The sequence below is a fragment of the Nocardia cyriacigeorgica genome, from assembly GCF_010868145.1.
Taxonomy (GTDB): Bacteria; Actinomycetota; Actinomycetes; order Mycobacteriales; family Mycobacteriaceae; genus Nocardia; species Nocardia cyriacigeorgica_D.
On the sequence record NZ_JAAGUY010000028.1, the window covers coordinates 44,684 to 68,011 of the forward strand.

Annotated in this window: 20 protein-coding genes; 9 read left to right on the forward strand and 11 right to left on the reverse strand. The window is 67.0% G+C overall.

Features of this window, described 5'->3' with window-relative positions:
• Window positions 1-234: 234 nt before the first annotated feature.
• From GV792_RS24500 to GV792_RS24515, 4 genes are all read right to left on the reverse strand, one after another.
• A complete protein-coding gene (locus tag GV792_RS24500; protein ID WP_256673880.1) occupies window positions 235-4,443 on the reverse strand; it encodes a bifunctional nitrate reductase/sulfite reductase flavoprotein subunit alpha in 4,209 nt (1,402 codons plus the stop codon).
• Between the two features lie 120 nt (window positions 4,444-4,563).
• Window positions 4,564-5,268 carry a demethylmenaquinone methyltransferase gene (locus tag GV792_RS24505; RefSeq protein ID WP_163826806.1) on the reverse strand — a complete coding sequence of 235 codons (705 nt, stop codon included), beginning with the start codon at window positions 5,266-5,268 and terminating at the stop codon, window positions 4,564-4,566.
• A 71-nt stretch (window positions 5,269-5,339) separates the two neighbouring features.
• Window positions 5,340-6,020 (reverse strand): GAP family protein, encoded by a 681-nt coding sequence (locus GV792_RS24510; RefSeq protein ID WP_163826809.1) that lies wholly within the window; start codon window positions 6,018-6,020, stop codon window positions 5,340-5,342.
• 81 nt (window positions 6,021-6,101) lie between these two features.
• Window positions 6,102-6,698, reverse strand: a complete 597-nt coding sequence (locus GV792_RS24515) for a TIGR03086 family metal-binding protein (RefSeq protein ID WP_163826811.1) — start codon at window positions 6,696-6,698, stop codon at window positions 6,102-6,104.
• 198 nt (window positions 6,699-6,896) lie between these two features.
• Here GV792_RS24515 and GV792_RS24520 point away from each other — a divergent pair, with 198 nt between their 5' ends.
• On the forward strand, window positions 6,897-7,109 hold the full coding sequence (locus GV792_RS24520) for a hypothetical protein (RefSeq protein ID WP_163826812.1): 213 nt from the start codon (window positions 6,897-6,899) through the stop codon (window positions 7,107-7,109).
• A gap of 24 nt (window positions 7,110-7,133) precedes the next feature.
• Here GV792_RS24520 and menD read toward each other — a convergent pair whose 3' ends face one another.
• Window positions 7,134-8,768 (reverse strand): 2-succinyl-5-enolpyruvyl-6-hydroxy-3-cyclohexene-1-carboxylic-acid synthase, encoded by a 1,635-nt coding sequence (gene menD, locus GV792_RS24525; protein ID WP_163826814.1) that lies wholly within the window; start codon window positions 8,766-8,768, stop codon window positions 7,134-7,136.
• Between the two features lie 86 nt (window positions 8,769-8,854).
• Between menD and GV792_RS24530 the strand changes: the two genes are divergently transcribed.
• Complete coding sequence (locus GV792_RS24530; RefSeq protein ID WP_163826816.1) at window positions 8,855-9,685, forward strand: siderophore-interacting protein; 831 nt, start codon at window positions 8,855-8,857, stop codon at window positions 9,683-9,685.
• Window positions 9,686-9,811: 126 nt separating this feature from the next.
• On the opposite strand, the gene GV792_RS24535 is transcribed toward GV792_RS24530, so the two are convergent.
• Window positions 9,812-10,258: a DUF6918 family protein gene (locus GV792_RS24535; protein ID WP_163826818.1), complete on the reverse strand. Its 447-nt coding sequence runs from the start codon at window positions 10,256-10,258 to the stop codon at window positions 9,812-9,814.
• Between the two features lie 76 nt (window positions 10,259-10,334).
• Entirely contained in the window at window positions 10,335-10,991 is a 657-nt protein-coding gene (locus GV792_RS24540) for a PaaI family thioesterase (RefSeq protein ID WP_163826820.1), read from the reverse strand.
• Between the two features lie 115 nt (window positions 10,992-11,106).
• Here GV792_RS24540 and GV792_RS24545 point away from each other — a divergent pair, with 115 nt between their 5' ends.
• From GV792_RS24545 to menE, 3 genes are all read left to right on the forward strand, one after another.
• Window positions 11,107-12,000, forward strand: coding sequence for a 1,4-dihydroxy-2-naphthoyl-CoA synthase (locus tag GV792_RS24545; protein ID WP_163826822.1), 894 nt, complete (start codon window positions 11,107-11,109; stop codon window positions 11,998-12,000).
• A gap of 57 nt (window positions 12,001-12,057) precedes the next feature.
• Window positions 12,058-12,450: a VOC family protein gene (locus GV792_RS24550; RefSeq protein ID WP_163826824.1), complete on the forward strand. Its 393-nt coding sequence runs from the start codon at window positions 12,058-12,060 to the stop codon at window positions 12,448-12,450.
• A gap of 280 nt (window positions 12,451-12,730) precedes the next feature.
• On the forward strand, window positions 12,731-13,888 hold the full coding sequence (gene menE / locus GV792_RS24555) for an o-succinylbenzoate--CoA ligase (protein ID WP_163826826.1): 1,158 nt from the start codon (window positions 12,731-12,733) through the stop codon (window positions 13,886-13,888).
• A gap of 102 nt (window positions 13,889-13,990) precedes the next feature.
• On the opposite strand, the gene GV792_RS24560 is transcribed toward menE, so the two are convergent.
• Window positions 13,991-14,563 (reverse strand): NADPH-dependent FMN reductase, encoded by a 573-nt coding sequence (locus GV792_RS24560; protein ID WP_163826828.1) that lies wholly within the window; start codon window positions 14,561-14,563, stop codon window positions 13,991-13,993.
• A gap of 174 nt (window positions 14,564-14,737) precedes the next feature.
• Here GV792_RS24560 and GV792_RS24565 point away from each other — a divergent pair, with 174 nt between their 5' ends.
• Together GV792_RS24565 and GV792_RS24570 are read left to right on the forward strand one after the other, a co-directional pair.
• Window positions 14,738-15,736 carry an ATP-binding cassette domain-containing protein gene (locus GV792_RS24565; protein ID WP_163826830.1) on the forward strand — a complete coding sequence of 333 codons (999 nt, stop codon included), beginning with the start codon at window positions 14,738-14,740 and terminating at the stop codon, window positions 15,734-15,736.
• 73 nt (window positions 15,737-15,809) lie between these two features.
• Entirely contained in the window at window positions 15,810-16,628 is an 819-nt protein-coding gene (locus tag GV792_RS24570) for an ABC transporter permease (RefSeq protein WP_163826832.1), read from the forward strand.
• Window positions 16,629-16,665: 37 nt separating this feature from the next.
• Here GV792_RS24570 and GV792_RS24575 read toward each other — a convergent pair whose 3' ends face one another.
• Window positions 16,666-20,520: an AfsR/SARP family transcriptional regulator gene (locus GV792_RS24575; protein ID WP_163826834.1), complete on the reverse strand. Its 3,855-nt coding sequence runs from the start codon at window positions 20,518-20,520 to the stop codon at window positions 16,666-16,668.
• A gap of 85 nt (window positions 20,521-20,605) precedes the next feature.
• Here GV792_RS24575 and GV792_RS24580 point away from each other — a divergent pair, with 85 nt between their 5' ends.
• Window positions 20,606-21,073, forward strand: a complete 468-nt coding sequence (locus GV792_RS24580) for an SRPBCC family protein (RefSeq protein WP_163826836.1) — start codon at window positions 20,606-20,608, stop codon at window positions 21,071-21,073.
• 21 nt (window positions 21,074-21,094) lie between these two features.
• Window positions 21,095-21,967: a 1,4-dihydroxy-2-naphthoate polyprenyltransferase gene (locus tag GV792_RS24585; RefSeq protein ID WP_163826838.1), complete on the forward strand. Its 873-nt coding sequence runs from the start codon at window positions 21,095-21,097 to the stop codon at window positions 21,965-21,967.
• A 92-nt stretch (window positions 21,968-22,059) separates the two neighbouring features.
• Here GV792_RS24585 and GV792_RS30415 read toward each other — a convergent pair whose 3' ends face one another.
• Together GV792_RS30415 and GV792_RS30420 are read right to left on the reverse strand one after the other, a co-directional pair.
• Window positions 22,060-22,500, reverse strand: coding sequence for an Imm7 family immunity protein (locus GV792_RS30415; protein ID WP_163826841.1), 441 nt, complete (start codon window positions 22,498-22,500; stop codon window positions 22,060-22,062).
• A gap of 60 nt (window positions 22,501-22,560) precedes the next feature.
• Complete coding sequence (locus GV792_RS30420) at window positions 22,561-23,058, reverse strand: RHS repeat-associated core domain-containing protein (RefSeq protein ID WP_163826880.1); 498 nt, start codon at window positions 23,056-23,058, stop codon at window positions 22,561-22,563.
• Window positions 23,059-23,328: the final 270 nt, after the last annotated feature.

The window sequence follows — 23,328 nt, forward strand, 5'->3', positions numbered from 1 at the left end:
TACCTCCAAACTATGTGGACGACTGTACTGTAAATTTTGCGGCGTGCTGGCGTCAATATCCCACTAGCGTGGATATTAATGAGGACGGTCGTACTAATTCACTACGTTCAGGCAGCTGGGTAGGTGATCGTCGAGCGGCACATGGCTGAGGCATCACGCGAGTAGCCCCTCGCTCATGTGCCATTCGGCATACCCGAGAGGTGGCACGTGGCCGACAGCCGGCGGTTGACGAGCTCAGTAGACGTCGCGGACGTAACGCTTTTCGGCGACGAGCTGCTTCTTGAAGGCGAGGGCGCCGTCTTCGTCGAGTTTGCCGTGGATCTGGGCGATCTTGAGCAAGGTGTCGTCGACATCCTTGGCCATACGGGCGGCGTCGCCGCAGACGTAGAAGTGGGCGCCCTCGCGCAGCCAGGACCACAGTTCAGCGCCGTGCTCGATCATGCGGTGCTGGACGTAGATCCGTTCGCGCTGGTCACGGGAGAATGCGAGATCGAGACGGGACAGATGCCCGGTTCGGAACATATCTTCCAGCTCGGCACGGTAGTAGAAGTTGTGCGCGGCATGCTGATCGCCGAAGAACAACCAGTTGCGCCCGGTGGCACCGAGTGCGCGACGCTCGTGCAGGAACCCGCGGAACGGTGCGATACCCGTGCCAGGGCCGACCATGATCATGGGCACGCTCGGGTCGAGCGGCGGCCGGAAATGCGGGGCGCGCTGCAGGAAGATCGGCACTTCGGTGCCGTCGGCACGGTCGGCGAGGAACGTCGAGCTGACGCCACCACGACGGGCGGCAGACCCCGCGGCGGCCGGATCGCCGTAGCGCACCACGCCGACGGTCAACTCCACTTGATCCGGGCTGATCAACGGACTCGACGAAATCGAATACTGACGCGGCTGTAGCCTTTTCAGCGCACCCAACCAATCGACCAGATCGGCCCGCACCGGGAAGTCGCGCAGCACGTCCACGGCCTGGCGATCCCACAGATACCCGGCCAGCTCATTGCGGTTGTCGCGCCGCAGCAGTTTGGCCAACCGTTTGTCCGGATTGCGTCCGGCGACGAACTCCAACAGATCGTGGGAGATCTTGGTGATGTCGTAGCGGGTGCGCAGCACCTCGGCCAATGGCAGCTCGGCCGAGTCGACCTCGACGTTCCAGCGGCCGTCCAGACCGGCCGCGGCGAGCCATTCGTCCACCAGTGACGGGCAGTTCGTCGGCCACACCCCAAGCGAATCGCCGACCTCGTATCCGGCGTCAAGCCCGCGCAGATCGAAACCGAACCGGCGCACCTCTTTCGAGGAGTCCGCGGTGGTCAGCACGTCATTGCGCACCAGCGGTGCACGCAACGGGGCATTGCGACTGAACGGTGCGGGCGTGCGGCGTGCGGGCTGTGGTGCGGGCGCGGTGGTGACGGTGCGATCGAGCACGGCGGTGGCGGCGCGGCCGGTTCCGGTGGGCGGAGGAAACCCGGCCGAATCGGGCGGGTTCGAGCCGGAGGACCCCGCGGGCGGATCGCTGTCTGCCCCGCCGAGTGCCACTATCACCTCATCCAGCCACGCCTGGCCGGCATCGGAGAAATCGGGTTCGCAGTCCACCCGCGGCAGCAGCCGGGTCGCACCGCGTTCGGCGAACTTCTCGTCCAGTTTGCGGCCGTGTCCGCAGAAGTCGTCATAGGACGAATCACCCAGCGCGAAAACGGCGTAGCGCATACCGGTGAACCGGGCCGCGCTGTCGTCGAGGCGGACCCAGAAATCGTTGCCATTGTCGGGTGGACCGCCATCGCCGAAGGTGCTGCTGATGACCAGCACGTCGCCGGTCAACGCACTCAGCTCGCAGGAATCCATATCGAGCAGCCGCGGGCCGAAACTGGATTCGGTCAGCCGTTGCGCGGCCATCGCCGCGAACTCTTCGGCATTGCCGGTCTGCGACGCCCACAGCACCGTCACCGGCCGTGGTTCGGAGACAGGTTCGGCGGGCATCGAATCACCAGCGACGCCACGTGAATACATACCTGCCAACATTCCGTCGACCCACAGCCTGCTCTGCGGCGAGAGCGGCGCCGACGCGGGCAGCACCGGCTGGCCGGTGACCGGAAGGGAATGCAGGGCCGCCAAATAGCCGCCGAGGTAGATCCGTTCTGTCTCGCTCAGGGTCGGAGTGGCAGGCGCATCAAGGCCGAGCATCGCCGCCAACGGATGGGTGCCACTCGGCGGCGTCGATTCCGGCTGCGCGACCGGAGCTTCCCGCGTCGGCCGCGCGACCGGAGCGACCCGGCGCAACGCGACGGCGCAGGCCTTGAACTCCGGTTGCAACGAATCGGGGTCGACGGCGTCGTTGGTGACGGCATTGATGGTCAGATACTCACCCTGTTCGTCGTTCCAGTGGAAAGGCGCGAAGCAATCGCCCGGCCGCACCCGGTCGCTGATCTGGACCGGAAGCACGGCCCGGCCACGGCGCGAGGTGATCTCGAGCTGATCACCGGGAGCCAATTCGAGTAGGCGTGCGTCGTCGGGGTGGACCTCGACGAATGGTTCGCCATTGAGCTTGTTGAGTTTGTCGATCCGGCCCGTCTTGCTCATCGAATGCCACTGATGTTGCAGCCGGCCGGTATTGAGCAGGAACGGGTAGTCGTCGTCCGGCATTTCTTCCGGCAGCAGATGCGGCCGCGGCCAGAACATCGCGCGACGGCTCGGTGTGGGGAACGCCAGACGCGGTCGGTGGCCATCGGCGTCGACGAACTCTGTCTGGCTCACCCCGTCGTTGACGTAGCGGATCGGGTTTCGACGCTGCTCGGGGTTCGGGCACGGCCACTGCATCGGCCCCTCGCGCAGCTGTTCGTAGCTCATCCCGCTCAGGTCGTAACCAGTCGCCGGATTGGCGAACTGACGCAACTCCGCGAAAACCTCCGCGCTGGAGGTGAAATCGAAGCCGGGGAATCCCATTGCGGTGGCGACCTGCGCAATGAGCTGCCAATCCGGGCGAGCGTCACCCGCGGGTTCGACCGAACTCTGCAGCAGGGTGACATTGCGTTCGGAATTCACCATGACCGCATCCGCCTCGGCCCACAAGGTGGCGGGCAGGAGCAGATCGGCGTAGGCGTTGGTGGCGGTCTCGGTGTAGGCGTCCTGGGCGATCACCAACTCGGCGGCCTCCAGGCCCGCGATGACCGTCTTCCTATTGGCCACGGTGGCCACGGGATTGGTGCAGATGATCCAGGCCGCCTTGATGCTGCCCGCGGACAGGCCACGGAACATCTCGATGGTGCCTGGCCCCGACTCGGCGCGGAGGGTGCCCGGTGCGATGCCCCACGCCGATTCCACGAACGTCCGGTCGGCAGGAGACAGGACACTGCGCTGGCCCGGCAGGCCAGGACCCATGTAGCCCATCTCCCTGCCGCCCATGGCGTTCGGCTGACCGGTCAGCGAGAACGGCCCGCTACCCGGACGGCAGATCGCGCCGGTGGCCAGATGCAGATTGATCAGGGCATTGGTGTTCCAGGTGCCGTGGGTGGACTGGTTCAGGCCCATCGTCCACAGGCTCATCCATTCACCGGCCTCACCGATCCAGCGGGCCGCGGTGCGCAGATCGTCCTCGGCCAGGCCGGTGATCGCGGCGACCCGGTCCGAGGGGTAGTCGGCGAGGAACTCCGGCATCGCCGCCCAGCCCTCGGTGTGCTCGGCGATGAAATCGGCATCGATATCGCCTGCCTCGACCAGCAGATGCAGCAGCCCGTTCAGCAGAGCGAGATCGGTACCCGGCGCGATCTGCAGGAACAGGTCGGCACGGGCCGCGGTATCGGTGCGACGTGGATCCACCACGATCAACTTCGCGCCCGACTTCAGGCGGTCGGCCATCCGAAGGAACAGGATGGGGTGGCAGTCGGCCATGTTCGCGCCGATGACGAAGAACAGGTCGGCGTGATCGATATCGTCGTACGAGCCGGGCGGTCCATCCGCACCGAGTGACTGCTTGTAGCCCGTGCCCGCACTCGCCATACACAGCCGGGAATTGGCCTCGATATGCACGGTGCGCAGATAGCCTTTGGCCAGTTTGGTGGCCAGATACTGCGCTTCCAGCGACATCTGCCCGGAGACATAGAGGGCGATGGCGTCGGGGCCGTGTTGGTCGAGGATGCCGCGCAGGCGGCTGGCGGCCTCGGCGACCGCGGCGTCCACGTCGATCGGTGTGGGCGTCTCGTCGCGGCCGTCACGGCGGTAGGCGGTGCTCATGCGGCCCTCGGCGCGCATGAGTTCGGCGTGGGTGGCGCCTTTGGTGCACAGCCTGCCCGCGTTCGACGGATGCAGTTTGTCGCCGCTGACCTTGGCGATCACGGTGGCGCCCGAGGTGTCGCGGCCGGTCTCGACGGTGATGCCGCAGCCAACGCCGCAGTACGAGCACGCCGTCCTGGTCGTGCCCGGCTGCCGGTTGGTCGCCGCATCGGACATGCCACCGATCATTGCTGCGCTCGGTTTCGGCAGGTTTGCCCGATGTTATCGGCAGATGACGTTTCTGCTCACCGCCGATTTTCCGGCCGTGACCAGGGGTTCACGTCGGTGAGACGTGCATCACCCCAGCTTGTAGGCCCGATGCAGCGCCACGGCACCGAAGCTGAGGTTGCGCCATTTGACTCCCGACCAGCCCGCATCGGCGATCCGCAGCGCGAGCTGACGCTGATTCGACCAGTCCGGAATGGACTCGGCGAGGTAGGCATAGGCCTCGGGATTGCTGCTGGCCACGCGCGCTATCTGCGGCATGACCTTGGTCAGGTACTGGATGTAGATACCGCGGAACGCACGCACCACGGGCGTGGAGAACTCGCAGATCACCAGCCGTCCGCCCGGCTTGGTGACGCGCAGCATCTCCCGCAGGGCCAGATCCGGGTCGGCCACATTGCGCAGACCGTAGGAGATGGTGACGGCGTCGAAGGAGTTGTCGGCGAAGGGCAGCGCCATCGCGTCCCCGGCGACCATCGGTACGTCGCGGAATCGACCGGCCTGCAACATGCCCTGGGAGAAGTCGGCCGCCACGCACCACGCACCCGATTTGCTGAACTCCGCGGTGGACACCCCGGTACCCGCGGCGAGGTCGAGCACCCGCTCGCCGGGGCGGGGTGCGATCGCCTTGCGGGTCTCGCGCCGCCAGTACCAGTCCTGGCCGCCGGAGATCAGGATGTTGGTGGAGTCGTACTTCTGCGCGACCTCGTCGAACATCGCCGCGACCTCATTGGGCTGCTTGTCCAGCGAGGCCCGGACCGAGTGTGTTTTCGCCACGCCACCGACATTAACCGGCGCCGACGCCGCATCGGCGCTCGCATCTGTGTTGCCTTGGTTACCCGCGTGGCTCACCACAGGTGCTCGTAATGGATGCCCGCATCGACAAGCAACGCGATGCCGAGGATTACGAAGATGACGCGGACCGAGAGAGGGCCGTAGCTGGTGAGGACCCGCACCACCTTCCGATAGATCCGCTGGGCGGTCGGTGTGCGGCGGGTGGCCAGCGCCAGGACGAGCAGCGGCGGCAGCAGGGCAAGGGCGCAGTAGGCGACGATGATCAGCGGCCACAGCGTCGGCAGCGGGTCGCGGGCCGAGATCATCGCAAGCCCGGCCAGATACGGGATGGCGGTCGGGGCCTGCGCAAGCCCGATGGCGACGCCGACGATGCCGAGCAACCAAGGTTTTCGACGGAATGCCGTCGCCCAGGCCGGGGGTTCGGCGCGGGCGCCTGCGGGCAGGCAGGCGACGGCGATGAGTGCGATGCCGATTGCCAGTTCACCCCAGGCCCGGATGGTGGGCGTCAGCCGGAAATCGAACAATCCGGTGAGGAAGTTGATCCCGAGCACGGCCAAGAGGCCGAAGGCCGTGGTGACCGCGAAAACGCCCGCGATGAAACTCAACCCACCCGGAACCGGCGAGCGACGCCCCAGCTTGCTGTCGAACACGATCGCCGTGGTGACCCCGACGAGCAGCAGATCCATGGAATCGATGAATGCGAACCCGGCGAGTGCGAAAAGAAGGGCCAGCATGACCCAGCCAGCGTACGCGGCCGTCGGCTTTGGGCGCCGACCCCGTCGAACCGATGATGACGCTCCCGCCGTGGTGGAATGTCAGACCGTCGAACCTGTCTCCACCGACCAATTCGCCGCACGCCCGGTCAATGCCAGTACGCGGTCCAGACGCGGCGCGTCCTCGGCGACCGAAACGACCGGCCCGAACATCCCGGGAGTCCCTTCGGAAGGGGTGCCGTGCAGGAACTCCAACAGAATCCCGAGGTCGGTGTCGGTCGCCGTGAGGTCCTGGCCGGTGGCGCGGGCGAGGTCCCACGCGTGGATCACCACTTCGTCCAGGGCGACGCGGGCCATGACGATAGCGGGCATGCTGACACCACCGGCTTCGGTGTCGCCGTCCCAGGCCGAACCCTCACGCCAGGCCAGGACCAGCGCGTCGAGCTGCCGGGGAATACGCGCACGCCAGTCGGGGACGAGTGGATTCTCCGGACCCGTCGTCGGCGCGACCGAACCGCCGACCGCTTCTTTGGTCGCCGACTGGCGAAAAGCTTCGGTCAGGTCGACGACGTGGGCGAGCAGATCGCGCACCGTGGTGTCGGCGCATGGGGTCGGGGCGTCGAGCTGGTCGTCGGTGATGCCGGCGACGACGGTTGCCAGGGCGGCGGCGGCGGGCGCGAAATCGAACTCCGGTGTCATCGTGGCTCCTGGGGCGAGGGGTGATGGGCGTCCAGTCGTTGAGACGAGACGGCTCGCCCGAATTCATCGCAGCCACGCAAACGCCTGGTCATCGGGGTTGGTTGCCGGATCGCGGTAAGCGGAGCATGCTCGACATCGTTGGACTGTTGTCCGCCCCGCCGCGGCACCGCGCGGGGCATTCGCGGAGAGGAGCCCACGATGATCCCGAGTACACCCGACCCGGTCCCGGCCGCCAACCCCGCCGATCTGGCCGAGCAGTCCGTCCTGGTCGAGCCCGAGGACGACACCCCTGACGGCGCCGAGCTCCACACCCGCGACAACTGGAACGCCGACCCCGCCGACCTGCTGGAGCAGTCGATCTCGGTACCGATGGACGACGAATACGACGAGGAGACCGAACCTCCGGCCTGATCGCACCGCTACGCGGCGCCGGATTCAGCTCTGGATCTTGGCGCGTACCGTCGCGTGCAGCTCACGCAGGCTCGACCGTTCGGTCACCACCTCGAGCACCCGGATGCCGTGCGCGTTGCCGCCAAGCTCGACGGCCAGCTTCTCCGGCGTGACCTGCTGATGCGGTATGCGGTACGCCGCGCACAGGGCCGCAAGGTCCATACCGTGCGGGGTGCCGAAGACCCGCTCGAAGACGCCCGCGTAGTGCGGATCTCCCTGTTCGAGCAGTTCGAAGATGCCGCCGCCGTCGTCATTGGCGACCACGATGGTCAGGTCGGCGGGCCGCGGCTCGCCCCGCCCGATCAACAGCCCGGCCGCATCGTGCAGGAAGGTCAGGTCACCGATCAACGCGATGGTGCGACCCGGGTGGTGCAGGGCCGCGCCGACCGCGGTGGAGACGGTGCCGTCGATGCCTGCGACGCCACGGTTGGACAGCACCCGCACGCCCGGACGAGGTGACGACACCAGCGCCGCGTCACGCACCGGATTGGAGGCGCCGAGCAGCAGCTGGTCACCCTCGCGCAGGGCGTCCATCACGACGGCCGCCACGTGCAGGCCGGTCGGCTTGGGATGACCCGCCAATTCGTCGCGCACGACCTCGCTCGCCTTGGCGTCGAGGTCTCGGCAGTGCGCCAGCCATTCCGGGCGCGGCTGCCCCGTGGTGACCGCGCGGGTGCCGGTTCCGACGACGTTGCCGGACACATCGGGCCAGCGCGGGCCGGTGGTCAGCGCGAATACGGTGACATCGGGGTCGGCCAGCACCTTCGAGACCTGACGATGCAGGGTGGGCCGTCCGGTGATGATCGCCTGCCGCGGTTTCAACAGGGGCAGGGCCAGCGGATGCAGCGCGGGGCCGTGCATCGGGGCGGTCGGCTCGGCGACGGTCGGCAGCTGCGCCAGTTCCGGACGCAGGCCGGCACCGTGGCCGGAGATGACGACGGTGTCGGGGGTCAGATCGATATCGAGCGGGACGTCGAGGGTCGCGTAGCGGGTCGCGGTCCAGGCGCTGCCGTCGGGGCGGCCCTGCGGCAGCGATTCCCCCTTGGCGAGATCGGGAACCAGCGGTTCGCGCAGCGGGATGTCGAAATGCACCGGCCCCGCATTGCCGGATCGGGTGCCGCGCGCGGCGGCGAGCACCCGGCAGACCGCCGAGCGCCAGACGCTGTTGTGCTGGTCGTATCCGCCGCTCGGATCGTCGGTCTCGGCCAGCCCGAGGCTGATGGTCGCGCGCACCTGGCTACCGAACAGGCCGAGCTGTTCGACGGTCTGATTGGCGCCGGTGCCGAGCATCTCGTACGGCCGGTTCGCACTGAGCACAATGAGCGGCACCCGCGCGTAATTGGCCTCGAGCACAGCAGGACCGAGGTTGGCCACAGCGGTGCCGGAGGTCATCACGACGGGCACCGGGCAGCCGGAGGCGATGGCGAGGCCGATCGCGAGGAACCCGGCGGTGCGTTCGTCGATCCGCATATGCAACCGCAGCCGTCCGGCGGCGTCGGCGGCCTGCAATGCGAAGGCCAGCGGCGCATTGCGCGAGCCTGGGCACAGCACGACATCTCGGACGCCCCCGCGCGCCAGCTCGTCGACGACGACCTGGGCCTGTGCTGTTGACGGGTTCACGCCTCCAGACTCTCAGACCGCGCACCGCCGCGGTGCGTCAGCCTGCTCACACCCGAATCAACTTAGGGCTTGCTAACCTAAGCCGCATGGCCAAGCGCACCAAGTACGTCAAGCCGGAGGACCGGCGGATCTGCACCGCTGAGGTCGTAGCGAGCAAACGGCTGAGCCCGCACTTCGTGCGTGTGACCGTCGCGGGAGCGGACCTCGGTGACTTCACCTCGATGGGCTACGACCAGTGGTTCCGGCTGTTCCTGCGCCGCCCGCAGCAGAGCGAACTGCGCCTCCCGACGGCTGCGAACAACCTCTGGTACGCCCAGTATCTGATGATGAGCAAGGACTCCCGGCCGCTGGTGCGCAACTACACGGTGCGCGATTTCCGCCCCGCGGGCACCGGGCAGTTCGGTGCGCATCCAGAGATCGATATCGATTTCGTGTCACACGGCGATGACAGTCCGGCCTCGGCATGGGCGAACAACGTCAGCACCGGAACCACGGTCGGTCTGTTCGACGAAGGCGTGATGTATCAGGCGCCGGACCACACAAGCTGGTCGCTGCTGGTCGGTGACGAGAGCGCGCTGCCCGCCATCGCGGGTGTGCTGCGGTCGGCACCTCGAGATCTGCGGGGCGCGGCGTACATCGAGATCCCGCACATCGATGACGTTCAGGAGTTGGACGAACCCGAAGGCGTGACGGTGCATTGGCTGCCACGCACCGACGAAGCGGCGAAGATCGGGGCATTGGCGACGGCCACGGTCCGCGAGGCCGAACTGCCCGGCACCGGCGTGTACGCGTTCATCGCGGGCGAGCAGGCACTCGCTTCGGGAGTGCGCAGGCATCTGGTGAACGAGCGGGGAATTCCCAAGGCGGACGTCACCTTCACCGGCTACTGGCGATTCGGTAAGGCCGCACCCAGCTGATCCGCACCGGAAACATGCCACCGAGTGAGGAATTCGGCGGCGGACCCCCGGCCGGTACGAGAAGCCGGAGGCCGCACGGCATTGCGGTACCGCCGCGAGATTCCGCGGCGGCACCACCGGGCTGAATCAGCCCGCGTGCCGCTGCACCAGGTCGCCGACGCGCGGAAGCGCCTCGATGACATTCTTCTTCGCCGACGAACGCATCGAGGAGTAGACCTTCTTGATGGCGGGCCGGGTGGAACCTTCGGCACGCTCGTCGGTCACCACGAGCAACGCCTCGGCGACCTCGTCGGACTTGGCCACGAGCAGGTCGGCGAAACTACCCGAACCGGCAGCGGTGTACTCCTGCCAGTACGGCTCCAGCTGCGCGAGCAGCTTGGGCGCCAGCGACTCCAGCGCGTCGGGCACGATGGACGGGCTGATCTTCTTGACCGCCGCGTATCCACCCTTCACAGCCAGGCCGGACGCACCACCCTTGTCCGAGACCTCGGCGTCCAGAACCTGGACGGCCTCGGCGAGAAAGGCCGGACGCTTGGCCTCGTCGAGCAGGGATTCAGACAGTGCTGCAACCACTTTCAGGGTCCTCCGGATCGTTATTTCGATGGACGAGCAGCCGCAACTATACGCACCGCCTGCGGGCTTGCGTGGGCTATGGCTGCCATGGCAGCAACTGCACCATCAGCCCTTCACAATCGGCGAGCACTGTGCCCTGCTCATCGGCCAATTCCGCGCTGATGAATGTTTTGCGACCTTCGATTCGTTCGACTCGCCCGCGCACGGTCAGCGGGGTCTCCAACGGAGTCACCTTGCGGTAGTTCACGTGTAGGTAGGCGGTGCGGCTGATGGGCCGTCCTGAGTAGTGCACGATCATGCCGAGCAGGTCATCGAACAGCAGCGGCAGCACCCCGCCGTGCGCCGCGGAATTGCCGCCGAGATGGAACCGGCGGAACACGCCGGTCATCACGATGCCGTCCGGCCCGGCCTCCACGGTCTGCCATGGGAGCAGCAGCAGACTGCCTCGGCCGGGCAGCTCGACCGCGCGACCGGCCGGGCCCTGGCGTTCGGGTGCGCGGTAGGGCTCGAGCAGGTCGATCAACCGGCGCGCCTGGTCGAGCGCGGCACCATAGACCGCATCCGGTGCGTCAACGGAAACGGTGAGGTCCTGCAAGGTGCGCATGGCCTCGACGAACGGCCCGAAGTCGGGGCCGACCTGTGCGGGGGTGATCTTCGGAAACCCACCGTGTTCCTCGTACCGGGACACATCGACCGCACCATCGTCGATAACCGGTTCCACTCGCTCACTCATACCTGCACGCTAACGCGATTTTTTACACCGTCAAGTCGATGTGTCCCATACGCCGGGAGTCTGGCCGCTCACACCTGCGGCCGAACTCGGCGACCGCAGGGCCATAATCACTGGCGTGACGTTCAATCCGACGCTGTGGCGGCCCGTACCCGGGTTCGAGAACCTGACCGACATCACCTACCACCGGCATATCGATCAGGGCACCGTCCGGATCGCGTTCGACCGGCCCGAGGTGCGCAATGCCTTCCGCCCGCATACCGTCGACGAGCTCTACCGTGCGCTCGACCATGCCAGGATGACCTCCGACGTCGGCGCGGTCCTACTCACCGGCAACGGGCCGAGCGCCAAGGACGGCGGCTGGGCCTTCTGCTCGGGTGGCGACCAGCGCATCCGTGGACGCAACGGATACCAGTACGCCAGCGGCGACACCGCCGACACCGTGGATCAGGCCAGGGCGGGCCGGCTGCACATCCTCGAGGTGCAGCGGCTGATCCGGTTCATGCCCAAGGTCGTCATCGCGCTGGTCAACGGCTGGGCCGCCGGTGGCGGACACAGCCTCCACGTGGTCTGCGATCTCACCCTGGCCAGCCGCGAGCACGCCAGGTTCAAGCAGACCGATGCGGATGTGGGCAGCTTCGACGGCGGCTACGGCAGCGCGTACCTGGCCAGGATGGTCGGACAGAAGTTCGCGCGGGAGATCTTCTTCCTCGGCAGGCCCTACACGGCCGAGGAAATGCATCAGATGGGCGCGGTGAACAAGGTCGTCGACCATGCCGAACTCGAGGATGTCGCGCTGGAGTGGACCGCGGATATCAACGGCAAATCGCCCCAGGCCCAGCGCATGCTGAAGTACGCGTTCAACCTGCTCGACGACGGCCTGGTCGGCCAGCAGCTGTTCGCGGGCGAGGCGACCCGGATGGCCTATATGACCGATGAGGCCGTCGAGGGCCGCGACGCCTTCCTGGAGAAGCGCGCACCCGACTGGAGCCCCTACCCCTGGTACTTCTGACCTGCCACAGCCCGAACCCGGGCACGACGGCGCGGACCTACACCCCGAGGGAGACGGATGGACATCCTGAGTAGCCGAATCCTGCTGCGACCGGCCGATTACGACCGGACGCTCGCCTTCTACCGCGACGATCTCGGGTTGGCCATCGCCAGGGAATATCCGGGCGGCACGGTCTTCTTCGCCGGGCAGTCGTTGATCGAGATCGCCGGGCACGGCGGGTCGGGCGGGTCGTCGAGCTTCGATGGAGCTCTCTGGTTGCAGGTCCGCGACGCCTCGGCCGCCGCGGTGGAGCTCGCACTCAAGGGTGTGGCCATCGAACGGGCGCCGGTGCAGGAGCCGTGGGGATTGATCGAGATGTGGGTGCGCGATCCCGACGGTGTGGCCATCGTGCTCGTCGAGGTACCCGACGATCATCCGATTCGCCGCGATAACCGCAGGCAGCCGGAATGAACGCGGCCGCGCCCTGCGACTGTAGGCAGGCAACCGAGTTGCCATTCGGACAGCCGAGGGGAACGATAGCGCTCGGATGGCCGCCCGACCGTCGATGCCCGGGTGACCGTAGCCCGCGTACATCCGACGAACGAATCGCAGTTTCGATGTTTGGCCTATCCGAGCCTTCCTTTTCCGCGCCGGTTGCCGCTGGTACGCACCCTCACGGCAACCCGTTCCGCACCCGATCGCAGACGCATGACACGATCCCTATCGTGAGGGAGCGCAGCGAGGTGGAGTCATGAGTACCCTGCGTACCCTGCCGATGCCTACCGGTTCGGGAATGGGCGATGTCCTGCCGCATCTGCGTGAGGCGTTGGAGGGCAACGGCCCTGCCTGGCTACCGATTCCGACCAGCGATCGCCGCGAAGCCCGCAGGCTGAGCAGCGCACTGTCTCCCGGTGAGCCGATCGAAGACGATGTCGCGTTGGTGGTCACCACCTCCGGCACCACCGGCGTGCCAAAGGGCGCGATGCTGAGCGCGGCCGCCCTGCGCGCCAGCGGCACCGCGACCCACGACCGGCTGGGCGGGCCGGGTAGCTGGCTGCTCGCGCTGCCGACCCACCACATCGCCGGTATCCAGGTTCTGCTGCGCAGCATTCTGGCCGGGATCGAACCGACCGTGCTCGATGTCAGCGGCGGTTTCCTGCCGGAGGCGCTGGCCGGCGCCGTCGCGAGCATGCCGGGCCCGCGCCGCTACACCTCACTGGTGCCCACCCAGCTGATCAAGGCACTCGACGCGCCCGCGGGCGCCGCCGCACTCGCCCAGCTGGACGCGGTACTCGTCGGTGGTGCGGCCACGCCGATTCCGGTGTACGAACGCGCGAAAGCCGCCGGTATCAATGTCGTCCGGACCTACGGTATGAGCGAGACCTGCGGCGGCTGCGTCTACGACGGTGTACCGCTGGCCGGCGCGAAGATCCGCATCGAGGACGGCCGGGTGCTGCTCGGCGGCGCGATGCTGGCCTCGGGCTACCGCGGTCTGCCCGACCATCCCGCCTTCGCCGAACCCGGCTGGTTCCGCACCGAGGACGCGGGCACCTTCGACGACGGCGTGCTCAGTATCAGTGGACGCCTCGATGAGGCCATCATGACCGGTGGCCTGCTGGTCATCCCGCAGGTGGTGGAGGCCGTGCTGGTCACCCATCCGGCGATCAGCGAATGCGTGGTGCTCGGCCTCCCGGACGAGCGGCTGGGTCAGCGCGTCGCGGTCGCGGTGGTGCCCGTGTCAGGTGCCACCCCGACCCTCGACGAGTTGCGTGATCACGTGCTGCGCGAGCTGGATCCGATCGCCGCCCCCAGGGAGCTGGCGGTGCTGGACGAGCTGCCGCTGCACGGCCCGGGCAAACCGGACCGTGCGAAACTGCGCGAGATCCTGATATCGGAGTCGACACACTAGAGGAACTCCACGTCCGATCCTTGCCTGTGCCTGCCCGCGACCGCTGTGTCGCTCAGGCGGCAGAGCGCTCGCCGATCCCGTCGTGGCGGCCGCGACCGTACATCAGGCCGGGTAGGGCACCCGCTCCTTGGCCGTGCGCAGCGCGTCGGCCCACCAGAGGAGCTGCCGCGCCATGACGTGCAGTGCGTCGGTGGCCGGCTTGTCCGCATAGCCGTCGGCCGTATCGGCGGCCGACCATGGATTGTGCAGGCTGACGGTCTCCCGAACGGTCACCGCATGCAGTTCCGCCAGTACCGGGCGCAGTGCCTCCACCGCACGCAGCCCGCCGGACAGTCCGCCGTAGGAGACGAATCCGACCGGTTTCGCACGCAGTTCGTGCCCGAGCATGTCGATGGCGGTCTTGAGCGGCCCTGGGTAGCTGTGGTTGTACTCGGGCGTGATCACGATCAGCGCGTCGGAGCGGCCGATGCGTTCGGTGAGAGTCGTGAAATCCTCGTGCGCGCCCATCGTGTGCGGGATGGTCGACTCGGCCAGATCGATGAGGTCGACGTCGATCCCTGAAGCGGTCAGTCGGTCGTGCACCCATGTACCGATCCGGGTACCGAATCGGCCGTCGCGGACACTGCCGATGATCGCGGCCACGCGGAGATCGTTCACTTCGGTCTTGGGGTTCATCAGATACCTTCGCTGGTCGGATTGTTCGACGGTGGTCGACCGTCACCGCCGACGGTAGAAGCTAAACAATTGTTTAGGTCAAGTCGGCGGTGGCGACCACTTGCACCCCGCTTGCACGGCCAACGCAATAGCGGTGCAAGTGGGGTGCAAGAACGGGCGCGCACAGTCATCGGCATGACTGATTACGCATCGACCGGCCCCCTCGCCATCGAGGCCGACGGCCTGGTCAAGATGTTCGGCGCCCAGCGCGCCGTCGACGGGGTGAGTCTGGCCGTGCCGCAGGGCGCGGTGTACGGGGTGCTCGGCCCGAACGGCGCGGGCAAGACCACCACCATCCGCATGCTGGCGACCCTGCTGCGCCCCGACGGCGGCAGCGCCCGGATCTTCGGCCACGACGTGCTCGCCGAGCCGGATGCCGTGCGCTCGCTCATCGGCGTCACCGGGCAATACGCCTCGGTCGACGAGGATCTGACCGCTTCGGAGAATCTGATGATCTTCTCCAGGCTGCTCGGACTCTCCCGCGCGGACGCACGCCGCAAGACCGCCGACCTGCTCGAGGAATTCGATCTGACCGAAGCCGCGGACAAGGCGCTGAAGAACTTCTCCGGCGGTATGCGCAGGCGGCTGGACCTGGCCGCGAGCCTGATCTCGACCCCGCCGCTGCTGTTCCTGGACGAGCCGACCACCGGCCTCGACCCGCGCACCCGTGCGCAGATGTGGGAGACCATTCGGCGACTGGTCCGCGAGGGTGCGACGGTGCTGCTCACCACCCAGTACCTGGACGAGGCCGACCAACTGGCCGACCGGATCGCGGTCATCGACCGGGGCCGGGTGATCGCCGACGGCACCGCCGACGAACTCAAATCCTCGGTCGGGCAATCCTCGCTGCACCTGACCCTTGCCGAGCGTGACCAGCTCGCCGAGGCTCGCCGCATCATCGGCGATTTCCTCGGCACCGACGCCACCATCTCCCCCGAGGCAGGCCGCCTCACCGCAGCGCTGCCCGATCCGGGTGTCACCGCCGATCTGCTGATCCGGCTGCGCGAGTGGGAGATCGGCATCGAGGAGATCTCGGTCAGCAAGCCGAGCCTCGACGAGGTCTTCCTCACCATCACCGGCCATCCGGCCGAAGACAACACCGACGAATCCGACCTCGAACGGAGTGCGGCATGACCGAGTCAGGGCTCGGAGGCGGCAGCTTGCGTCACCACGTAGAGCCCCTCGGACATGCCAGAAAGGACACAGCGTGACCACTACCCTCACGGCCCCCGCGCACACCAGGCCACTACCGCAGCCTGCTGGGCCCATCACCCTGAAACAGACCTTCGACAACACCCTCACCATGGCCTACCGCGGCCTGCTGAAGATCAAGCACAATCCCGAGCAGCTGTTCGATGTGGTGATCCAGCCGATCATCTTCACGCTGATGTTCACCTACATCTTCGGCGGCGCCATCTCCGGTGACGTGAACAGCTATCTGCCGGTGATCATCCCGGGCATCCTGGTGCAGACGGTCATCATGACCTCCATCGTCACCGGTGTGCAGCTGAAGGAGGATATGGAGAAGGGCGTCTTCGACCGCTTCAAATCCCTGCCCATCGCCCGTATCTCGGCACTGTCGGGCGCGCTGACCGCCGATATGGTCCGCTACGCCATCGCTTCGGTGCTGACGCTGGTCATGGGCGTGATCATGGGGTTCCGGCCCGATCCGCTCGGCGCGATCGCCGGCGTCGCGCTGGTGATCGTCTGCTCCTTCGCGACCAGCTGGATCTGGGCGTTCTTCGGTGTCATCGCGAACAAGGCCTCGGCCGTGCAGGGCTATTCGATGCTGGTGATGTTCCCGCTGACCTTCGCCTCCCCCGCGTTCGTGCCGAAGGAGACCATGCCGGGCTGGTTGCAGGCATTCATCGACGTCAATCCGGTCTCACATCTGGTGTGGGCGTGCCGTGACCTGATGAACGACGGGCATATCGGCTCACACGTGGTCTGGTCGCTGGTCGGCGCCGCAGTGATCATGGCGATCTTCGCCCCGCTGACGGTCCGCGCCTATATGCGGCGAGTCTGAACCTGTGCCGCATCTGACCGGGTCCGCTCGCGAGTCATCATGCGAGCGGGCTCGGTTCGTTTGTGCGGGCGGCTATCTGCTTCAACAGCACCATGATCCGGTCGGCGGCTACCAGCCTGCGCAGACCCGCCACCTCGGCCGTCGCCCGATCGATGCGATCGACGCCGACGGTATCGCGGTGCAGTTCCCGATGCCGTGCCAGCGACATGACCGGATAGTCCTGCCTAGCCATGGCGGCCGGTGCCAATGCGAGCAACTCCAGCCCGGTGCGCGAATCCGGATCGATCATGAGCCGATTCGAACCCACCGCGCAGGCAACGGCGCCGATCTGCGGCACATCCCAGAACTGGATGAGGCGCTCCACCGCGATATCGGCGAGCTGCGCGGCCATCGTCTCGACCTCGGGCGCACGCCCGTAGAGGGTGTACGCGTCGAGCATCGCGCTACACAGCATCATCACGCCGGGTCCCGGCATGAAATCGCTTCCAGGCCAGCCGACGAGCTCGAGCGAACGACGGAACAGCCACAGGCCGCGATCTGTAGCGCCCTCGACCAGTTCGATCTCGGCCAGGCTCGCGGCGATCGTCGACAACCGGTGATTGCGGCGGACGCCGGGGTCGTCGAGCGCGGACAGCCGGGAGGTTGCGGAATCGGTGAGGCCGACAGCGAGTTCGATTTCGGCCCTTGCCCGCCCGCTCTGCCCGGACGCGGTCAACGACGCGGCGAGAAAGCTGCGCATCTCCAGGCTCTCCTCATAGGCGCCCAACCTGCGCAGCTGCTCGGCGGCGAGTTCGTAATACCCTGTCGCCTCGCGGTAGCGGCCGTTCTGTCCGGCCAGGCCACCGAGATGCTGGTTGATCATGGCGCCGGCCCAGACATCGTGGTGGGTGATCTGCCCGGCCGCGATCATCGCGTCTCGTGTCGAGCCGCGCAGCTGGCCGTGGTTCTCCCAGGAATTGGCGCGGATGATCAACGCCGCGACCTTGGTTTCGCGATCCGGCGAACGCGCGCCGGTGGCGAGCAGCCGCGCCAGCGCCCATCCGTCGACGGTGCAGGTGATCAGCTTGCCGAAGAACTGGCTCAATGCGCCGAGCCCGCTGTCGCGGCGCAGCAATCGCCGCGCGCGGATTCGGACGATCGCCGCGTCACGGAGGCTGCTTTCCATGTACATCAGGTGCAGACCACTGAACACGTACCCGAGCATCTCCAGGTCGGCGTCGGTGCCGTGGCCGTCCGGCGGTTCCATGGTGAGCATCCGGCGCACCCAGCCGACGAGCTCCATATGCGCGCCGCGCATCACCCACAACAAGGCGGTCACCGGGAAGACGGTGTACATCGTGCGCGCGTCTCGGCGTTCGTCGGCCAGTCGCAGTACCGCGGTCAGGTTGTCCATCTCGGCGGCGACGGTGAGGACCAGGCTCACCTGGTCCGCACCGCGGTAGCGGCTGGTGGCCATGAGCGCGAAATCGCATGCCCATCCGCACATTCGGGTGGCAACCAGTTCCGCTTCGCTGAGACCACGGGCGTCGTCGACGGCACCGTGCGAGTCGATGGACTCAGCGCACGGATCTGCGGCCGCCATCTCAACCCCGAATTCCCCGGTGGCCGGTCCGGTCTCGTTTCCGATCGCCGCCACGGGCCTGTCGACGCGGTGCGGCGACGCCGCCAATTGCTCCTCGCCGAATTCGCGGACCGTCTCCAACATTCGATAGCGCAGCGGAAGGCTGACGTCGGGATCGGGACGGTCGTCCTCCAGCACGGTGAGCAGCGACTGCCCGACCAGCCCTTCGACGGCGGCGACCACATCGCCGACCTCCGGTCCGCCTGCCACGAATTCCGCCGCGTCGAGGGTGAAGCCGGCCGGAAAGCGGCACAGCCTGCGCAGCGCGATCTGCTGCGGTTCGTCCAGTAGATTCCAGCTCCAGGCGATCACCGCGTGCAGGGTGCGATGCCGTTCCGGTGAGGACCGATCTCCGCTGCGTAGCAGGGCGAATCGATGCTCGAGCCTGGTGTCGATCTCCTCGACGCTCATCGTCCGGACCCGCGCGGCGGCCAATTCGATGGCCAGCGGCAGGCCGTCGAGCCGATGGCACAGCCGCGCGACAACGTCGGGATTGAGCCGCGCGGTCGGACGCACGGCCTTGGCTCGGGCGATGAACAGTTCCGTGGCGGGCGAACCCGAGGCATCGATGGTCAACGGGGCCAGCGGATAGACGGTCTCAGCGGTAATCGCCAGCGGCGCCCGGCTCGTAGCGAGCACCGTCAGCTGATCGCAGCTGCCGACCAGGTCGGCGACGACCTCGGCCACCGCGTCGATCAGATGCTCACAGTTGTCCAAGATCAGCAGCATCGGGCGCTCCGACAGCGCATCCCTGAGCCGCTGACGCAGCTCGATCCTGATCCCCGACCGGATCAAGACCGGATCCCGTGCGAAATCACCGAGGCCGAGCACCGCGCCGATCGCCGCCTCGACCTCGCCACGCGCATCACCGGGCGACCCGCCATCGGCCCGCACCGAGGCCAGCTCGACCAGCACCACCGGTTCATCACGCGCCACCCGCGCGCCGAGTTCATTGGCGATCCTGGTCTTCCCGGTGCCGCCGGGGCCGAGCACGGTGGTCACCCGCGCGTTGCGCAGCGACTCGGCCAGGGCAACCAGATCATCCTCGCGACCGAGGAGCGCATTCGGCGCGGCTCGGACACCGATGGCGCGACCGGAGGACAGGGCTGTCGGCGCCTCGGTCGTCCCGTGCGGTCCCGCTGAACCGGATCGGTTCGCGGCCACCGCACCGCCGATCGGCGACTTCCCCGATCGGCCCGCGGCCGCGCCGGATGGGCTTGCGAGGCCGGTCCTCGGATCCGGTCCGTGCGCATCGGGGCCGCGTGGTGGACTCGGCGCCCGGTCAGGCGGCACCTTCGAGCGAACGGATCTGTCCACCTGCCCGCCGCGCGGCTCGGCGGGCAGGTGTTGGCCGGGACCGGTCGCAGTCTCGTCGGCCGCGGACCGCGCGTAAGGCGTGGGCTCGCGGCGCGGGTTCGCGATCGCCCCGGACTCGGGCGAGAGCGGCGACAAAGGCCCGGCGCCGTTCGGAAGTGGCATCGAGTTCGCCCGGAAGCTCCCGCGCAGGATCGCGGTGTTCAGTTCGACCAGGGCTGGGCCGGGGTCGCTGCCCAGCTGATCGGCCAGCGCGGCGCGGATGCGCGCGAAGACGTCGAGGGCCTCGTTGTCGTTGCCGACGGCAGCCAGCAGCCGCATGAGGGTGCGGGCGGCGGGTTCGCTCAGCGGGTCGGCGGCGGCGGTGCGCCGTGCGAGGGCCAGGGCACCCTCGAGATCGCCCGTGGCCTCGCGGGCGGTGAGTTCCAGCGCATCCAGTGCGGACCAGAGCTCCGCCGCCGCAGCGACGAGTTCGTCGGCAAGGGCGCCCAGTGGCAGGTCGGCCCCGGGCGCACCGCGCCACAACGCACGAGCCCGCACCACCAGGTCGAGGCACGTGGTGTGCTCCCGCACCGCACGGGCCTGGCGCAGCAGCTCTGATACGGCGGCGAGATCGACCTGTTCAGCGCTCAGCCGCAGCCGGTATCCGGCCGGCCCGATCTCCAGGGCTCCGTCGGGCAAGGCGGTGCGCAGCCGCGAGACCTGGGTATGCAACGCGTTCATCGGGGCGCGTGGCGGCCGCTCACCCCATACCTCGTCGATCAGCGTCGGCGCACTGCGGCTGCGGCCCGGCGTGACCGCGAGCGAGGCCAGCAGCGCCCTGGCCCGAATGCCGGGCACCGGCACCAGCACGCCGCCCCGACGTAGCGCGACCTCGCCCAGCAGGGCCACCACGACCGATTCTGCGGGCGTCACCACTGGTATTCGGCCGCTCGGACCGCTCAGCTCAGAAACCATGCCGTGGCCATCGTATGCGCTGGTCCGGCCGCGAAGCGCGGCGATTTGCCTGCGGTCCGACCGGTCGGTCGCATACGCTGGGCCAATGGCCGAATTCGAGGTGGTGCGCCAGATCGTCATCGCGGCTGAACCGGCACGCATCCATGGACTGATCAACGACTTCCACAACTGGGTCGAGTGGTCGCCATGGGAGGATGTCGACCCCGAGCTCCGCCGCATGTACAGCGGGCCCGACGCGGGTGTCGGCGCGCGCTATGCCTGGGAGGGCAACCGCAAGGCCGGGCGCGGCAACATGGAGATCACGTCGAGCACCGAGCAAGAGATCCGGATCACGCTGGACTTCGAGAAGCCGTTCAAGTCCACCAACTATGTCGTCTTCACCCTGGCACCGGCGGAGGGCGGCGGCACCCAGGTGGTGTGGCGGATGAACGGCGAACAGCGCGGGCTGATGGCGCTGATGGGCAAGGTCATCTCGATGGACAGCCTGGTCGGCAAGGATTTCGAGAAGGGTCTTGGCCGGCTGCGAGTGGCCGCCGAAGCCGCACCCGAGTAAGCGGCCAATTAGGCTGCGGTCATGGCTACCGCAGCGCAATGGATCGAGGGCGCCCGGCCCCGCACCCTGCCGAACGCAATCGCCCCCGTCATCGCAGGCACCGGCGCCGCCGCGTCCATCGACGGACTGGTGTGGTGGAAAGCGATTCTTGCGCTGCTGGTCTCGCTGGCGCTGATCATCGGCGTGAATTACGCCAACGACTACTCCGACGGTATCCGCGGCACCGACGATGAGCGCGTCGGCCCGTTGCGCCTCGTCGGTTCCGGCCTCGCCTCCCCCACCGCGGTCCGCAACGCCGCGATCATCAGCCTCGCCATCGGAGCGATCTTCGGCCTGATCCTCGTCGCGCTGACCGCCTGGTGGTTACTGCTGATCGGCGCTGCCTGTTTGGCCGGCGCCTGGTTCTACACCGGCGGCAGCAAGCCCTACGGATACAGCGGTTTCGGCGAGATCGCCGTCTTCATCTTCTTCGGGTTGATCGGCGTGCTCGGCACCCAGTTCGTGCAAGCCGAACGGATCGACTGGGTAGGCGCGGTCCTCGCGGTTGCGGTGGGCGCGTTCTCGAGTGCGGTCCTTGTCGCCAACAACCTGCGCGATATCCGCACCGATACCGAATCGGGGAAAGTCACCCTCGCGGTGAAGCTCGGTGACCCTCGCACCCGGACGTTGCACCTTGTGCTGCTGGCGGTGCCGTTCGTCGCGACGCTGCTGCTGGTGGTGCGTTCGCCGTTCGCCCTGGTCGGCCTGCTGGCGGTGCCGTTGGCGGTGCGAGCCAATGCGCCGGTGCGTTCGGGGCGAGGTGGTCTCGAATTGATTCCCGCGCTCCGCGACTCCGGGTTGGCTTTGCTGGCGTGGTCGATCGTGACCGCGCTCGCGCTCGGACTTGCGTCCTGATCCTCAACGACCGGTCGCCGAAAGCCATCTGAGCGGCACCCGCTCGCGATTCGCCACGCTCAGATGACTCGGGCGGTGCGGTCGGCGCGTAGTTACGATTCATCCTCGATTGCCGGTATGCACGGTGAAAGCCCCTCGTCGCGAATACTCGACACCATCCCACGTCGCATCACGAGAACTTGAAACGCGTTCGCATAGCCAGTCGAATCTTCATCGTCTCTAAAATAGAGGACGCCGTACGAACCTGCCGCAACCCGTCCGATTCGAGCGAAAGTATCGATAACTTCCTGCCCCTGCCCTGTACGCCGATTAAGAAATCCACCCAAGTGCACCTGCCCTTCCCCGTTGACACGCCTCACATCTACGAGCCCGGATCCCGAGCGTAGCGGCTCGCATAATTCCTCCGCGGCGCGGAATGCATCCCTGTTCTGGCTGCCCGTCTCGTCGCCAGCGGAATACTGGACCGTCAGCCATGCATGATATTCGAACAGTTCCTTCTCCTTCCTACCAAGCGGCCGTGTCGACAACTGCATCCACGCCGTGCATGTCGGCACCCGGATCTGATTTATAGACTCGCAGTACCGGTCACCTACTCACAAATTCTTCCGTCGACCGAATCGGAGACCTTCCGCGAAGACCCGAGGAGGAATGATCCCGACTACGCGGGTCACAATCAGCAGCCGCATGCCAATCACTTCTTTCCTCGAGGCGGGCAACGGTCCAGACTCACTCCGCCGCCCGGTCGTCGTCAGATGCAAGTTAGCGCTTGCAGAATTCGGATCGTAGGCTCTGTTCATCAGTTCGTCTAGCCGAGAATCGGGAGGGTAGGCCGGATTTTGGTTTCGCACTCGGTAGGTTCCGCCCTCGTTCCTGTGCGGCGCCAGACCGAGTGGGTCGATCCAATTGGTCGGATTCAGCACATAGGTGCTCGGGTTTGGGCTCGGCGCCAGTCCGAGGGGGTCTGCAGTCAAATACCGACCGGACTGTGGGTCGTTAACTCGATGAAGGTTGTAGTGGAGGTCGGATTCTGAAACGAATTGTTGGCCAGGGAATTGAACAGTTGTTTGCGATACCCCTCGCCAGAGGCGAATACGATATCCGCTAGATGGTGCAAAAGATCATTTCTACTTCCCTTAGATTGCTCACATCCCCGGTTAGGTGAATCTTTGCGGAATGCGGAGGGTCGACGAACTCGGTCGAGCGGCCGTAGCGCTCTATGCTACTGACTCTTAGATCTGTTTCAACTCGTGATCCACCGTGCAGTTCGACGCTGTCAACATGTCCGCCGACGCGTATGACGCCATCGAGGCATCGAATGATGCACACTGCATTTCCCTCTGGGAGAATTATTGTTTCGTGTA